General features: G+C 73.2%; 9 protein-coding genes, 1 tRNA gene and 1 pseudogene. 4 read left to right on the top strand and 7 right to left on the bottom strand.

Annotated features, from left to right (window positions below; all coding sequences use genetic code 11):
- Positions 1-54: 54 nt before the first annotated feature.
- Both ACFWTC_RS21865 and ACFWTC_RS21860 read right to left on the bottom strand, forming a co-directional pair.
- Entirely contained in the window at positions 55-1,293 is a 1,239-nt protein-coding gene (locus ACFWTC_RS21865; protein ID WP_384028199.1) for a serine hydrolase domain-containing protein, read from the bottom strand.
- 902 nt (positions 1,294-2,195) lie between these two features.
- Positions 2,196-2,387, bottom strand: a pseudogene (locus ACFWTC_RS21860) (IS5/IS1182 family transposase); the annotation flags it as partial.
- A 32-nt stretch (positions 2,388-2,419) separates the two neighbouring features.
- Here ACFWTC_RS21860 and ACFWTC_RS21855 point away from each other — a divergent pair.
- From ACFWTC_RS21855 to ACFWTC_RS21845, 3 genes are read left to right on the top strand one after another with little or no spacing between them, the layout of a single operon-like run.
- On the top strand, positions 2,420-3,154 hold the full coding sequence (locus ACFWTC_RS21855; RefSeq protein WP_384028200.1) for an NAD(P)-dependent oxidoreductase: 735 nt from the start codon (positions 2,420-2,422) through the stop codon (positions 3,152-3,154).
- The gene (locus ACFWTC_RS21850; protein WP_383918110.1) at positions 3,094-3,342 is read left to right on the top strand and encodes a hypothetical protein; all 249 of its coding nucleotides are present in this window, start codon (positions 3,094-3,096) and stop codon (positions 3,340-3,342) included. The genes ACFWTC_RS21855 and ACFWTC_RS21850 overlap by 61 nt, the downstream gene beginning before the upstream one ends.
- Positions 3,339-4,142, top strand: a complete 804-nt coding sequence (locus ACFWTC_RS21845) for a thioesterase II family protein (RefSeq protein WP_384028201.1) — start codon at positions 3,339-3,341, stop codon at positions 4,140-4,142. Before ACFWTC_RS21850 ends, ACFWTC_RS21845 begins: the two co-directional genes overlap by 4 nt.
- A 390-nt stretch (positions 4,143-4,532) precedes the next feature.
- Here the strand turns inward: ACFWTC_RS21845 and ACFWTC_RS21840 are convergent.
- Positions 4,533-4,606 (bottom strand) — tRNA-Thr (locus ACFWTC_RS21840).
- 409 nt (positions 4,607-5,015) lie between these two features.
- Between ACFWTC_RS21840 and ACFWTC_RS21835 the strand changes: the two genes are divergently transcribed.
- A complete protein-coding gene (locus ACFWTC_RS21835) occupies positions 5,016-5,483 on the top strand; it encodes a hypothetical protein (protein WP_384028202.1) in 468 nt (155 codons plus the stop codon).
- Here ACFWTC_RS21835 and ACFWTC_RS21830 read toward each other — a convergent pair.
- The 4 genes from ACFWTC_RS21830 to topA form a co-directional block, all read right to left on the bottom strand.
- Complete coding sequence (locus ACFWTC_RS21830; protein ID WP_384028203.1) at positions 5,410-7,032, bottom strand: alpha/beta hydrolase; 1,623 nt, start codon at positions 7,030-7,032, stop codon at positions 5,410-5,412. The two genes, ACFWTC_RS21835 and ACFWTC_RS21830, sit on opposite strands and share 74 nt — an antisense overlap.
- Positions 7,033-7,214: 182 nt before the next feature.
- Positions 7,215-8,426, bottom strand: a complete 1,212-nt coding sequence (locus ACFWTC_RS21825) for a DNA polymerase III subunit delta' (RefSeq protein ID WP_383918164.1) — start codon at positions 8,424-8,426, stop codon at positions 7,215-7,217.
- A gap of 73 nt (positions 8,427-8,499) precedes the next feature.
- Entirely contained in the window at positions 8,500-11,799 is a 3,300-nt protein-coding gene (gene tmk / locus ACFWTC_RS21820) for a dTMP kinase (RefSeq protein WP_384028204.1), read from the bottom strand.
- A gap of 270 nt (positions 11,800-12,069) precedes the next feature.
- Positions 12,070-14,886 carry a type I DNA topoisomerase gene (gene topA, locus ACFWTC_RS21815; RefSeq protein WP_384028205.1) on the bottom strand — a complete coding sequence of 939 codons (2,817 nt, stop codon included), beginning with the start codon at positions 14,884-14,886 and terminating at the stop codon, positions 12,070-12,072.
- Positions 14,887-15,130: the final 244 nt, after the last annotated feature.

The raw sequence follows: 15,130 nt of genomic DNA, 5'->3' as shown, positions 1-15,130 counted from the left end.
CTCCGGGGGCGTGCGGGGGGGGGTGGTGCGGCGCGGTGGGGCGCGCCCAGCCGCCTACTCCTTGCCGGCGACCGGCTGGGCGGGCAGCTTGAACACGTGGTCCGGGGTCACCACCCGGGTGATCGCCTCGCCGAACAGGGAGCTGGGCTCGGCCCCTTCGTAGGCGATGTCGGTGTTGAGCAGCACCACCATCGTGGCCTGCGCCTCGGGCAGGTACACGGTCAGCGACTGGTAGCCGGGCAGCGAGCCGTTGTGCCCGATCCAGCCCTCCGCCTCGAAGATGCCGAGTCCGTACCCGGTGTCGGGCAGGTTCCCGGCCGGGGTCGTCTTCAGCCGCTGCGCCTGGGTGGCCGGGGTCAGCAGCCGGCCGGTGGCCAGGCTCTCCGCCCAGACCCTCAGGTCGGCGAGGTCGGAAATCATGGCGCCGGCGGCCCACGCCCACGAGGGGTTCCAGTCGGTGGTGTCCTCGGTCTTCCCGGAGGCCGTCTGGTTCGTGTAGCCGTGGGCGTGCGGCGAGGGGAACTCCGCGCCCCGGGGGAAGAGCGTGTGCTTCAGCCCGGCGGGCCCGACGACCTCCTTGTTGACGTACTCGGCGAGCGGGGTGCCGGTGACCTTCTCCACCACCAGGCCGAGCAGGATCAGATTCGTGTTGCAGTACTGGAACTGCGCGCCGGGCTCGAACTGCACCGGGTGCGAGAAGGAGAACGCGAGCAGTTCCCGCGGGCTGAAGTTCCCCCGGGGGTCGCTGGTCAGCGCCTTGAAGAAGGCTTCGTCGTCGGAGTAGTTGAACAGCCCGCTGCGCATCCCGGCCAGCTCGCGCAGGGTGATCCGGTCGCCGTTCGGCACACCGGAGACGTACGTGCCGATCGGATCGTCCAGGCCGACCCGGCCGTCGTCCACCAGCTGGAGCAGGGCGGTCACGGTGAAGGTCTTGGTCTCACTGCCCATCCGCATGAAGAGGTCGGTGGCCATCGGCGCGCCCGTCGCCTTGTCCGCGACGCCGAAGGCCCGTACGTACTCCCCCTTGCCCGGCGCCGACAGCGACACCAGCACCCCCGGCACCTTCGCCTCGGCCATGACCCCGCGGATCGCGGCGTCGAGCTGCGCGGCCACGGCCGGGGTCAGCCGAAGGAAGGCGTCCGCCGCGGGATCGGTGGCCGCGACCGCCGCGGCGGTGGCCGCCGCGGTCCGGGCCTGCGCGGCGGGGGCCTGCGCGGCGCCCCCGCCGAGGGGCGCCATCACGAGCCCGACCGCGACCGCCGCCATCGCCGCACTGCGCCATCGTGTCGCCATGACGGGCCTCCCACGGTGCCGAACAAGGACCGGTCCCTCCAACGTAACCGCGCCCCTGCCCGGCAGCGACCGGGACGGGGGCGGGCGCCGGGTCGGTCTTCCCGTGTCTGTCCTGATCGCCGGGACAGCACCACGCCCCACAGCGAGCGATTACGGCCAGTCAGCATTTCAATCGGATCACTCTTCGTAGTGCACTACCGCGCGTGCCAGAACCTCGAGCGGCCCGTTCGGAGTTCCGCCGTACCGACGGACTCCACAGGAAGGAGACAACTCACGGCCAGGCGCACCACGGCCCGGATCATCGCCACTCTCGCCACGATGACGACGATGACCGTCTTATCCCCCGCCGACACAGGCACGATCGGCTCTACGCCGGTGTGAACCTTCGACTACCAAGTCGGAGGCGTCACCGACAACAAGACGTACCGCACGTCCCGCGGCGCGACGCATCCCGAGTGCAAGATCGACCCCATGCGCGGCAACGTCCCCCAGAAACGTCCCCGCTACGGCCGGGCCTTGCGCCCATCTGCACATCAACGGCTTTCGCCGGGTCAGCCAGTGCCACCACATCACGAAGCGAGCCGCACATGACCACGCCCACCCCCAAGGCCCCGCCCGGGAGACGAAGCAACGCCGCACCGGGATCCCGCCTTCGTCGTCGGCGCCGCCGTGGCCCTCGCCTTCTTCGCCTTCTTCCCGGCCTCCCCCACGTCATCGACTGGGTTGCGGTCCTCATCTCGCTCGCCGTCGGCGGCCTGGCCCGCTGGGCGTCGCTGGCGTACACCTCGGCCCCTCGACCCGTCCGGCGAGGATGAGTCGTGCCTGCGGGCGATGCCGAGCATGGCGTGGTGGACTCCGTCGCCTTTGAGGCGGCAGTCACGGAGGATCTTGCGCGTCTTCACACGCGCGAGGACGTGCTCGCGCCAGTACGCCGCGACCAGCAGGGCCCGGTCCTCCAGCGGCAGGTTCCACGGCCGGCCCTTACGGGCCGCGTCCGCACCCCCGCGCCGCAGAACCGTCACCAGCTTCCCGCACTGCCTCGGGCTCAGCCCGCTGAACGGGGCTGTCCAGGACGGCTTTGACGCCGTGATCACACCAGCCGCGGCGAGATCGTCTCATCTTGATCATGCTGCGGGACCGCCAGCCTCTGGCGGGTGCCCGTGGTGCCGGCCACGATGAACAGGACGTCCAGCTCCGGGAACGGCACGCTATCGCGGCCGCGGTCGTCGATGTCTTCGCCACCGAACCGTGCACGGACTCCCCGCTCTTCGAGCTGGACAACGTGGTGGTCACCCCCCACCTGGGCGCCGGCACCGCCGAGGCCCAGGAGCGCGCCGGAACGGCCGTCGCCGCCTCCGTACGGCAGGCACTGTCGGGCCGGTTCGTGCCCGAGGCCGTCAACGTACGGACGGGTGCCGTCGACGGCGCGCTGGACCCGTGGCTGACCCTGACCGAGCAGCTGGGCCGACTGTTCACCTCGACCGCCGGCGGCCTGCCGCGCCGGCTGCGGGTACGCGTCGACGGGGAGATCGCCGGCCACGACACCGCGGCGCTGGAGCTGGCGGCAATCAAGGGCGCGCTCGGCGGGGTGGTCGAGGGAGGCGTCTCGTACGTCAACGCTCCGCTGATCACCCAGGAGCGCGGCATGTGCACCGAACTGGTCCCCGGAGCCGACAGTCCGGTGCACCGCAGCCTGGTCACGCTGTCGGGGGTGCTCTCCACGGTCGGCCACATCACCGTCGCGGGCACGCTGACCGGGCTGAACTCCGGTTCCGGCTGGTGGAGGTGTGCGGCTTCGCGGTGGACCTGCCCCTCACCGGGAACACCGTCTTCCTCCGTGCCCCCGACAGTCCGGGGCTGATCGGCGCCGTCACCGGAGCGCTGGCCGGCGTCCCCGTCACCGCCCTGCAGCTCGCCCACGCCTCCCCGCCCGGGAACGAGGTCCTGCTCGCCCTGAGCGTGGGCCGTCCCATCGTGCAGGAGACCCTGGACGACGCGGCTTCCCGGATCGACGCGACCCGGGGCTGGCCCTTGGAGCAGACTGCATGAACACGGACGGCGACCCGCAGACCCCCGACGACGAGGTGCGCACGAGCATGACGACCGGCACGAGCGGAACCACCTGGTTCCGCAGGTACCCCGCGACATCCGCCCCCCGGCATCGCCTGGTGGTCCTGCCCCACGCGGGCGGCTCCGCGAGCTTCTTCCACGGCTGGGGCCAGGCCTTCGACGGGGACACGGAAGTCCTGGTGGCGAAGTACCCGGGCCGGCACGAGCGGCTGCTCGACCCGTGCATCGACAGCATGGGCGTCCTCGCCGACGAGGTCACCGCGGCACTGCTCCCCTTCACCGACGTTCCCGTGACGCTCTTCGGCCACAGCATGGGGGCCTCGCTGGCCTACGAGGTGGCCCTGCGGCTGGAGGCCCGGCACTCCGTCCGGCCCGCCGCGCTGCACGTGTCCAGCCGCAAGGCCCCGCACCGCCTGACCCCGCGCAACCTCCACGAGCAGGGTGACGCCGCGCTGATCGCCGAACTGCACCGGCTCGGCGGCACCGACACCGCCCTCCTGGACGATCCCGACCTCCAGGAGCTCCTGCTGCCGGCGCTCCGGGCCGACTTCACCATCGTGGGCACCTACGGCCCGCGCAGCGCAATCCCGGTCGGCTGCCCCGTCCACGCCTGGATCGGCGACGCGGACCCGTCCACCGCGGTCGACGAGATGGAGGCCTGGGCCGACATCGCCCCCCGCGGGTTCCGGCTCCGGGTCCTGCCGGGCGGCCACTTCTACCTGGTCGAGCAGCACGACGTAGTGGTCCGCGAGGTCTCGACCCACCTGGCCCCCACGTGACCGGACCCCCCCGATCCCCGGGCACGGCCACACGCGGGTCGGCTCCGCCTCCACCGGCACGCTCGCCGGACGTGACCTCGTACCGCTGGGCGAAATCGCCAACAACCAGGCCCGCCTGGAAAGTCCTACGAAGAAGGTGTCGAAGCGCCCCGGCGGTCCCGTCGAGACGACCGTGCAGTTCCCCGTCTGGATGGACCCGGTCACCCGGCCCCATGCGGTCCTAAGCCGCCTCACAGGGGCACCGGGCCAGCGAAGCCACCCGCGGCTTCGTCTACAACGCCGACATCGCCTCGATCCCCTCGGCGATCCCCTCGGCCGCCACGCGCCGACCCGACCCCGGAAATAGCAAAACCCCCAGGTCACGGCGAGTGAGTCCTGGGGGTTCTACAGAGCCGCCTTCGGGATTCGAACCCGAGACCTACGCATTACGAGTGCGTTGCTCTGGCCAACTGAGCTAAGGCGGCACCGCTGGTCAGACAAGTATTCCCTCGAAGAGGTGCTCTCATCAGCAGCGGCGCCAAGTCTACAGGGTGTCGACGGGTGCCCCGAACCGGGTTCTGCGGGAGGAGGACGTAGGTCACATATTGGTGCAGATGCGGCACATTCGGCGGGTCCATTCGCCGTCACCGTTGAGGGATGAGAGGCCCCGTGGCTCGAGCCGTGCACACCCCACCGGCCCCGGCGCGGCAAGCCGTTCGACGGCGTCCGGGGGCGGGCGCCGGGCGGTGGGCGGTGGGCGGTGGGCGGTGGGCGGTGGGCGATGCTTGCCGTGCTCTGCGCCAGCCTGCTGCTGGTGGCCGTGGACGCCACCATCGCGAACGTCGCCCTCCCCTCCCTCATCGACGACCTCTGGCCCCGTGCGATCCAGCAACTGTGGATCATCGACATCTACGACCTGGTGCTCAGCGGAATCTCGTCACCACCGCCACCCTCGGCGACCGGCTCGGCCGCAAGACGCTCCTCCTGGCCGGCTTCGTCCTGTTCGGCGTGGCCTCCGTGCTCGCCGCCATCGCCGGGCAGGCCGGTGCCGTGTCCGAGACCTCGTACGAGCTCGGGGTCGGCCTCGGCGTCGCGCTCCTCGGATCCATCCACGGCGCCGGGGAGCACGCAGAGACCCTGCCCGACGCCGAAGGCGCCCTGATCACGACCGCGTACGTTTCCATCGGCATCGCGGCCGCCGTGCTGGTGCTCGCGGTGTGGATGGTGCCCGGCTCCTTCAAGGCCACCGGGTCCGGCCACTCAGCCCGCGACACCCGGGTCACCCGGCTCACTGGGTCGCGTCGGAAGGCTCGCACCGCTTGCCGTCCTGCGGCGCCTTGCCCTCCAGCAGGTACCGGTTGATCGAGGTGTCGATGCAGTCGCTGCCGCGCCCGTACGCCGTGTGGCCGTCGCCCTCGTACGTCAGCAAGGTGCCCGATTCGAGCTGCCCGGCCAGGGCCTGGGCCCACTTGTACGGGGTCGCGGGGTCCCGGGTCGTGCCCACCACCACGATCGGCGGGGCGCCCTTCGCCGTCAGCTTCTGCGCCGTGCCCGTCGCCTTCACCGGCCAGTACCCGCAGTTCAGCGAAGCCCACGCCAGCCCCTCGCCGAAGACCGGAGACGCCTTCCGGAACGACGGGAGGGCCGCGTCCACCGCCTCCGGGCCGCTGAACGCCGCGGGCTGGTCGATGCAGTTGACGGCGGCGTTGGCGAACATCAGGTTCGCGTACGTACCGTCCGGCGCCCGCTCGTAGTAGCTGTCGGCGAGGGCCAGCAGGGAGGCCCCGTCACCGTTCATGGCCGCGCCGAGCGCCTCGCGCAGCTGCGGCCAGGCGCTCTCGTCGTACAGCGCTGCGATCACCCCGGTCGTCGCGAGGGACTCGCCGAGCGGGCGGTCCGCGTCGCCGGTCGGCACGGGCTGGGCGTCGACCTTCGCGAAGAACTCCTTGAGGCGCGCCGCCACCGCCTTCGGGTCGCCCGTGCCCAGCGGGCAGTCGGTCTGCTGCGCGCAGTCCTCGCCGAAGGCGTTGAAGGCGGTCTCGAAACCGGCCGTCTGGTCCCGGTTCAGGTCGAGCGCCGGGCGCGAGGGGTCCATCGCCCCGTCCAGGACGAGGCGGCCGACGCGGCCCGGGAAGAGGTCCGCGTACGTCGCCCCGAGGAACGTCCCGTACGAGGCCCCGACGTACGTGAGCTTCTCGTCGCCCAGCACCGCGCGCAGCAGGTCCATGTCGCGGGCGGCGTCCACGGTGGACACGTGCGGCAGGATCCGCTGCGATCGCTCCTTGCAGGCCGCCGCGAACTCCTTGAACGCGGCCACCAGCCGGGCCCGCTCGGCCGCGTCGTCCGGCGTCTGGTCCACCTGCGTGAACTTGTCCATGGCGGGGCCGCTCAGACACTCGACGGGGGTGCTGCGGTCCACGCCCCGCGGGTCGAAGGAGACCATGTCGTACTGGGCGCGGACCGGTGCCGGATAGCCGATGCCCGCGTACGCCTGGAGGTACCCGATTCCGGAGCCGCCGGGCCCGCCGGGGTTGACCACCAGCGAGCCGAGCCGCTTGCGGGGCCCGGTGGCCTTGCGGCGGGCCACCGCGATGTCGACGTCCTGCCCGGAGCCGGGGGACGCGTAGTCCAGCGGGGCCTTCATCGTGGAGCACTGGAACCCGGGGACACCGCAGTCGCGCCAGGTCAGCTTCTGCTCGTAGTACCGGCGCAGCGCGACCGGGTCGGGCGACGGCCGCGCCGGGGAGGACGCCGAACCGGCGGGGGCCGTTGCGGAACCGCCCGCCGAGGACGACCCGGGCGTCGCGGAGGCCCGGAGATCCCCCGACCCGCCGGAAGTGCACCCGGAGAGCAGCAGCCCGGCAGCTGCGATCACGGTCCCGGTCGTACGCAGCAGGCGGCTGGTGTCCATTCCCGGAGCCTACGTCCTGACGGCCGGGGCCCATGGGCGCTCCTGCCCCGGACGGCCGCGCGCCTTCCGTGGTCCGCGCCGGACCGGGCGCGTAACGGGACCGTCCCGGCCCCGGCGGCGGACCGCCCGTACGGGTGAGCCCGTCAACCGCGCGCCCCGACGCGTACCGCTCCGGAGGGCTGTCAGCCCGCGCGCAGCGACATCGTCATCGCCTCGACCGCCAGCAGCGGGGCCACGTTGCGGTCGAGGGCGTCCCGGCAGGCGATGATCGACTCGATCCGCCGCAGGGTCCGCTCCGGCCCCGAGGCACGGGCGATGCGGTCGAGGTCCGGCCGTATCTCCTCGTTGGCGATGGCCACGGTGGAGCCGAGCTGCAGGGCCAGCACGTCCCGGTAGAAGCCGGTCAGCTCGGTGAGGGCCAGGTCGAGGCTGTCGCGCTGGGTACGCGTGCGCCGGCGCTTCTGCCGGTCCTCCAGCTCCTTCATTACGCCCGCGGTGCCGCGCGGCATCCGGCTCCCGGCTCCCGCTCCGGCGCCGAGCGCGGCCCGCAGGTCCTCGGTCTCCTTGCCGTCGACCTCCTCCGCGACCTGCTTGGCGTCCTCGGCGGCGGCGTCGACCAGCTCCTGCGCGGCCTTGAGGCAGCCGCCCACGTCCTCGACCCGCAGCGGGAGCTTCAGCACGGCGGCCCGGCGGGCGCGCGCAGCCGCGTCGGTGGCCAGCCGGCGAGCCCGTCCGATGTGCCCCTGGGTCACGCGGGCGGCCGCCGCGGCGGCGGCGGGCTCGATGCCGTCGCGCCGGACCAGGACCTCGGCGACCGCCTCGACGGAGGGGGTGCGCAGGGTCAGGTGCCGGCAGCGGGAGCGGATCGTGGGCAGTACGTCTTCCAGCGAGGGTGCGCAGAGCAGCCACACCGTGCGCGGAGCGGGCTCCTCGACGGCCTTCAGGAGCACGTTGCCCGCGCCCTCCGTGAGCCGGTCGGCGTCCTCCATGACGATGACCTGCCAGCGGCCGACGGCCGGGGAGAGCTGCGCCTTGCGTACCAGGTCGCGGGTCTCCTTCACGCCGATGGACAACAGGTCGGTACGGATGATCTGCACGTCGGAGTGGCTGCCGACCACGGTGGTGTGGCAGCCGTCGCAGAACCCGCAGCCCGGTTCGCCGCCGAGGGCGCGGTCGGGGCTGGTGCACTGCAGGGCGGCCGCGAAGGCGCGGGCGGCGGTGGACCGCCCTGAACCGGGCGGGCCGGTGAACAGCCAGGCGTGGGTCATCTTGTTCGCGGCGGGCGGCTCGGTCCCGTCCGAGATGGCCGTGACCAGGGCGTCCGCGTCACGGGCGGCGGCGGCCAGCTGCGTCTGGACACGCTCCTGTCCCACCAAGTCGTCCCATACGGGCATCCCGCCCACCACCTTTCACTCTCCGTGCACCCATTGTGGCGGGCGCCACCGACAATTCCCGTCCCGCGGCCGCTCAGCGGCGGCGACGCGGGCCCCTGCCGTTGTCCTCGTCCTCGCCGGGCTCGTGGTGGCGGCCCAGCAGCTCGTCGGCCAGCGTCGGCAGGTCGTCCAGCGGGGTCTCCTCGGCCCAGTCCGAGCGCCCGCGGCGCGGGGGGCCGTCCTCCCCGACCACCGGGAGCTCGCGCGTCCGGTCGTTGTCGGAGTCCCGGAAGATGCCCGGCGGCACGCGGTCGGCCGGGTTCTCCGGCGGGCGCTGGGCCGTCGGCCGCGACGCGGACCGTGCCGGTCCGGCCGCCGCCTGCGGGCCGTCGGCGCGGGAGCCGCGGTCCGACCGCGCCCGGCCCTCCCGGCCGCCGTCCGGCCGTACGGGCGGCAGCACGGCCGTCTCGTCGGTCGGCCGCACCGGCGGCAGCACCGCCGTGTCGTCCGTGGCGCGCACCGGCGGCAGCACCGCCGTCTCCGCCGCGTCCGCGGGGGGCGCCGCGGCCGGGTCCACCTTCGGCACCGGGACCGTCTGGGTGACGTCGTCGGGCCGGACGACCCGCTTGATCAGGGGCGTCTCCACGGTCACCGCGTCGTCCGCGTGCCGGGGCGCGGCCCCGGCCCCGGAGGGAGCAGGAGACGCGGGAGGCGCGGAGGGAGCGGCCGGAGCCGGTGCGGGCGCGGCCGCGGCCTTGGCCTTCGCCGAAGCCGCCTCCGATGCCGCCGCCGCGGCGGCCGCGCTCGCCGCCGCCTCGGCCGCGGCGGCCGCCGCCAGGCGGCGCGCCTCCTCCGCCTTCAGCAGGGACTCCTCCGCCCGCCGCTGCTTCTCCAGCCGCCGCTCCTCGGCCTCGGCCCGCAGCCGGGCCTCCTCCTCGTGCTGCCGGCGCAGCCGCTCCGCCTCGGCGGCGCGGGCCTTCTCCTCGGCCTCCGCACGCAGCCGCTCGGCCTCGGCCCGGGCCCGGGCCTCCTCCTCGGCGCGCTGCCGCTCCTCCACGGCCCTGCGGGCGGCCTCCGCCTCGGCCTTGATGCGGGCCTCTTCGGCCTCGCGGGCCAGGCGGGCCTCCTCCTCGGCCTTCAGCCGCGCTTCCTCGGCCTTGCGCGCGGCCTCTTCCTCGGCCTTGCGCCGGGCCTCCTCCTCAGCGAGGCGCCGGGCCTCGGCGCGGGCGGCGACCTCGGCCTCGGAGAGCGGCAGCATCCTGTCCAGCCGGTGGCGTACGACTGTGGTCACCGAGTCCGGGTCCTGGCCCGCGTCGACCACCAGGTAGCGCCCGGGGTCGGACGCCGCCAGCGTCAGGAACCCGGACCGCACCCGCTGGTGGAATTCCGCCGGCTCCGACTCCAGCCGGTCCGGTGCCTCCGTGAAGCGCTCGCGCGCCGCCTCCGGCGACACGTCGAGGAGCACGGTCAAATTCGGTACGAGCCCGTCGGTGGCCCAGCGCGAGATCCGGGCGATCTCGGTCGGCGACAGGTCGCGGCCGGCGCCCTGGTAGGCCACCGAGGAGTCGATGTAGCGGTCCGAGATGACGACCGCCCCGCGCTCCAGCGCCGGGCGCACCACGGTGTCCACGTGTTCCGCGCGGTCGGCGGCGTACAGCAGGGCCTCGGCGCGGTTCGACAGCCCGGCGGAGGACACGTCCAGCAGGATCGAGCGGAGCCGCTTGCCGACGGGGGTGGCCCCCGGCTCGCGGGTCACGACGACCTCGTGGCCCTTGCTCCGTATCCAGTCGGCCAGCGCTTCCACCTGGGTGGACTTGCCGGCGCCGTCGCCGCCCTCCAAGGCGATGAAGAACCCGGCATCGGATGCCGACTGCACCGGCTCGCCACCGCGCAGCGCCTCGCGCAGGTCGCGCCGCAGCGGTACGCCGCTGCGGTCGTCGGCCTTGGCCAGCACCACCGCGGCGACCGGCAGCAGCAGGGCGCCGACCAGCATCAGCGTGAAGGCGGCGCCGCCGTGGGCGAAGACGACCTCCCCGCCGGTGAGCCGGTGGGGGCCGATCAGGGCGGCCAGCACGGGGCCGGTCACCGCCCCGACGGCCACGGCCACCCGTACGACGGCCTGGAGGTGCTCGGTGACCCGGGACCGGCGGAACTCCTCGGTCTCCTGGTCGATCAGGGTGTGCCCGGTGTTGGCCGCGACGCCCGCGGCGGTGCCGGCGAGCAGCGACAGGAACAGGACGGTCGCCGTGTCCGGCACCAGGCCTGCCAGCAGCAGCGCGACACCGGCCACCGCTATGGCCAGCGCCAGCAGACGGCGGCGGGACAGGGCGGGGAGCACCTTGCCGGCCTGGTTGGCGCGGATCCCGGCGGCGGTGCCGCCCACCAGCGCGAGGACGAACAGCGCGAAGGCGGCGGGGCCGCCGCCGAGGTCGAAGGCGTGCAGTACGGCCACGGCGGCCGCGCAGGACACCGCACCGGCGACCGCGGCGCAGGCCAGCACCAGCAGGGGGACTGCCCCCGTGCGGCCGGTATCGGGCCGGTCGCCGGCCTTGGGGGCCCGCAGGCCCTCCAGTGGTGAACGGGGGCGCGGGGTCTTGCCGTCCGGCAGCACCAGCGGGAGCAGCAGCGAGACCGACGCCGCGAAGAGGCCGGCGGCCACGTACGAACCGAGGGCGGCCTGGTTTCCGGCGAACCAGTCGATGCCGAGGCCGAGGGCCTTGCCGACCAGGGTCGCGGCCAGCAGCGCGGCGGCGGCGACGGGAAGCGCCGCGAAGGCCGTGCGCAGCGTCAGCCGGCGCAGGGCGTCCAGGTGGTCCGGGAGCGGCCGTACGGTCGCCCCCTCGGGCGGCGGCGCCGGCAGCAGCGCGGGCGCGGCGCTCTCCTTGGCCAGCGTCCACAGCCGCTCGGCGGCGCCGGAGACGAAGACGGTGGCCAGCAGCGCGGTGAGCGCGTGGGCCGGGATCCAGTCGAGCCACAGGGGGGCGACGACGAAGAGCGCGAGGCGGACCCCGTCGGCGCCGATCATCGTCCAGCGGCGGTCGAGCCTGCCCCCGGAGCCGACGAGTCCGGCCAGCGGACCGAGGAGGACCGCGCCGAAGAGGAGGGTCGCGAGGATCCGGACGCCGAAGACCGCGGCGACGGCGAGGGCCGCTCCGCGGTAGCCGCCGCCGAAGGCTTCTTCGGAGACGGCCGCCTGAAGGGCCAGCAGCACCAGCACCAGGAGGGCGAGGGCGTCGCCGATGCCGCTCACCAGCTGGGCGCTCCACAGTCGGCGCAGCCTGGGGGTGCGCAGGAGTGCGCGCACCGCCCGCTCGCGGGAGTCCACTGCTAGGGCTTCGTCGTAGGTCGGCTTCGCCGGGGCGGTCACGACCGTTGGCTGCTCGGCTCGCGTCATTCGCCCAGCCTATCCGCTGCGCCTGCGGGGTGCGGAAGGCCTGTGGACAACCCCCGCCGCGACCCCGCGCGGAGGCCCGGCAGCCCTCGCGGCACCCCCTCCGCCACCGCCCCGCGCCCCGCCGCCGCCCCGCCCGGACACGGCGAGGGGCCCCGCACGCTTCCGCGCGGGGCCCCTCGTACGCACACCGGACGCCCGGGGCCTCGACAGCCCCCGACCAAGCCGGACCGCCCGCGACCAGCAGGAACCGCCCGCGACCGGGCAGAGCGGCTACTCGTCCGCCGTGGCGGTCGCCGTCTTCTTCGCCACCGTCTTCTTCGCCGTGGTCTTCTTCGCGGCGGCGGTCTTGGTCGCCGCGACCGTCTTCTTCGCCGCCGCCTTCTTGGCCGGCGCCTTCTTGGCGGCCGGGGCCTTCTTCGCGGGGGCCTTCTTCGCGACCTTCTTGGCCGGGCCCTTCGCCCGCTTCTCCGCGAGCAGCTCGTAGCCCCGCTCCGGCGTGATCGTCTCGACGTCGTCGTCCCGCCGCAGCGTCGCGTTCGTCTCGCCGTCCGTCACGTACGGCCCGAAGCGGCCGTCCTTGACCACCACCGGCTTCTCGCTCACCGGGTCGGTGCCCAGCTCCTTCAACGGCGGCTTGGCCGCCGCGCGGCCCCGCTGCTTCGGCTGCGCGTAGATGGCCAGGGCCTCGTCCAGCGTGATCGAGAACAGCTGGTCCTCGGTCTCCAGCGACCGCGAGTCCGTGCCCTTCTTCAGGTACGGGCCGTAGCGGCCGTTCTGGGCCGTGATCTCCACGCCCTCCGCGTCCACGCCGACTACCCGCGGCAGCGACATCAGCTTGAGCGCGTCGTCGAGCGTGACCGTGTCCAGGGACATCGACTGGAAGAGCGAGGCCGTCCGCGGCTTGACCGCGTTCTTGCCCGTCCTCGGCGTGCCCTCGGGCAGGATCTCCGTCACGTACGGGCCGTAACGGCCGTCCTTGGCGACGATCTCGTTCCCGCTGACCGGGTCCTTGCCGAGCTCGAACTCACCGCTCGGCTTCGCGAACAGCTCCTCCGCGTACGCCACGGTCAGCTCGTCCGGAGCCATGTCCTCCGGTACGTCCGCCCGCTGGTGGCCCTCCGCGTCCTTCTCGCCGCGCTCCACGTACGGCCCGTAGCGGCCGACCCGCAGCACGACCCCGTCGCCGACGGGGAAGGAGGAGATCTCCCGGGCGTCGATCGCGCCCAGGTCCGTGACCAGCTCCTTCAGGCCGCCGAGGTGGTCGCCCTCGGCCGGCACGACCTCGGAGGCGTCCTCCGCGCCGAAGTAGAACCGCTTCAGCCACGGCACGGACTGGGCCTCGCCCCGCGCGATGCGGTCGAGGTCGTCCTCCATCTTCGCGGTGAAGTCGTAGTCGACCAGGCGCCCGAAGTGCGTCTCCAGGAGGTTCACCACGGCGAACGACAGGAAGGACGGCACGAGCGCCGTGCCCTTCTTGAAGACGTAGCCGCGGTCGAGGATGGTGCCGATGATCGACGCGTAGGTCGACGGACGCCCGATCTCGCGCTCTTCGAGCTCCTTGACCAGCGAGGCCTCGGTGTAGCGGGCCGGCGGCTTGGTCGAGTGCCCGTCCGCCGTGATCTCCTCGGCGGCGAGCGCGTCGCCCTCGGCGACCTGCGGCAGCCGCTTCTCCCGGTCGTCGAGCTCGGCGTTCGGGTCGTCGGCGCCCTCGACGTAGGCCTTCATGAAGCCGTGGAAGGTGATCGTCTTACCGGAGGCCGAGAACTCGGCGTCGCGGCCGTCCGCGGCGCGCCCGCCGATCTTCACGGTCACCGAGTTGCCGACCGCGTCCTTCATCTGGGAGGCGACGGTCCGCTTCCAGATGAGCTCGTACAGGCGGAACTGGTCGCCGGTCAGACCCGTCTCGGCCGGGGTGCGGAAACGATCACCCGAAGGACGGATCGCCTCGTGCGCCTCCTGCGCGTTCTTGACCTTGCCCGCGTAGACGCGCGGCTTCTCCGGCAGGTAGTCGGCCCCGTAGAGCTGCGTGACCTGGGCGCGGGCCGCCGTGACGGCCGTCTCGGAGAGCGTCGTGGAGTCCGTACGCATATAGGTGATGAAGCCGTTCTCGTACAGCTTCTGGGCCACCTGCATGGTCGCCTTCGCACCGAAGCCCAGCTTGCGCGAGGCCTCCTGCTGGAGCGTCGTCGTTCGGAACGGGGCGTACGGGGAGCGGCGGTACGGCTTGGACTCGACCGACCGGACGGCGAACGAGGCACCCTCCAGCGCGGCGGCCAGCGCCCGGGCGCCCGCCTCGTCGAGGTGCAGCACCTCGCTCTTGAGCGTTCCGGTGGAGCCGAAGTCGCGGCCCTGGGCGACACGCTTGCCGTTCACCGTGTTCAGGCGGGCCACCAGCGTCGACGGGTCGGACGCGTCGCCGGCCCGGCCGGTGGAGAAGGTGCCGGTCAGGTCCCAGTACTCGGCGGTGCGGAAGGCGATGCGCTCGCGTTCCTTCTCGACGACCATGCGCGTGGCCACCGACTGGACGCGGCCCGCCGACAGCTTCGGCATGACCTTCTTCCACAGGACCGGCGAGACCTCGTAGCCGTAGAGGCGGTCGAGGATGCGGCGGGTCTCCTGGGCGTCGACCATGCGCTGGTTGAGCTCGCGCGGGTTGGCGACGGCGTCGCGGATCGCGTCCTTGGTGATCTCGTGGAAGACCATCCGGTGGACGGGGACCTTGGGCTTGAGGACTTCCTGCAGGTGCCACGCGATGGCTTCGCCCTCGCGGTCCTCATCGGTGGCGAGGAAGAGTTCGTCGGACTCGGCCAGCAGCTCCTTGAGCTTCCTGACCTGGGCCTTCTTGTCGGCGTTGACGACGTAGATCGGCGCGAAGTCGTGCTCCACGTCCACGCCGAGGCGGCGGACCTCACCGGTGTACTTGTCGGGGACCTCGGCCGCGCCACTGGGGAGGTCGCGGATGTGCCCGACGCTCGCCTCGACGACGTACCCGGGGCCGAGATAGCCCTTGATCGTCTTCGCCTTGGCAGGGGACTCGACGATGACGAGTCGGCGGCCGCCCTTTGCGGTCTCGCTAGTCGGGGACAACTTGGCTCTTCTCTCCGGTCGGCACTCGGTCGCAGTACGGCGACGCTGCGGAGTGTGACGGTACAACCCGCCCCCGTGTCAAACGGCACAAGCCCGCAACGGCCACTCGAACGGTAACCCGACAAGCGCCGTTTCTGCCGCCCGGATGCCGCGCCGGACCGTTCCCGGTCACCGGGCCGGGTGGCCGCGGGGCCGTCTGGCCCCGCTCCCGCACCCCTTCCGACGTCGGCGTTCGCCCGGCGGG

The sequence above is a fragment of the Streptomyces sp. NPDC058619 genome (assembly GCF_042717785.1).
In the GTDB taxonomy this organism is placed as follows: domain Bacteria; phylum Actinomycetota; class Actinomycetes; order Streptomycetales; family Streptomycetaceae; genus Streptomyces.
Note: the sequence above shows the minus strand (reverse complement) of the source record. Positions and strands in the feature narration are given on the sequence as shown.

Coding starts and splice junctions, on each gene's coding strand:
- ACFWTC_RS21855 (WP_384028200.1), top strand. CDS start 2,420: ATGCTGCGGGACCGCCAGCCTCTGGCGGGTGCCCGTGGTGCCGGCCAC.
- ACFWTC_RS21825 (WP_383918164.1), bottom strand. CDS start 8,426: ATGCCCGTATGGGACGACTTGGTGGGACAGGAGCGTGTCCAGACGCAG.
- tmk (WP_384028204.1), bottom strand. CDS start 11,799: ATGACGCGAGCCGAGCAGCCAACGGTCGTGACCGCCCCGGCGAAGCCG.
- ACFWTC_RS21865 (WP_384028199.1), bottom strand. CDS start 1,293: ATGGCGACACGATGGCGCAGTGCGGCGATGGCGGCGGTCGCGGTCGGG.
- ACFWTC_RS21830 (WP_384028203.1), bottom strand. CDS start 7,032: ATGGACACCAGCCGCCTGCTGCGTACGACCGGGACCGTGATCGCAGCT.
- ACFWTC_RS21845 (WP_384028201.1), top strand. CDS start 3,339: ATGAACACGGACGGCGACCCGCAGACCCCCGACGACGAGGTGCGCACG.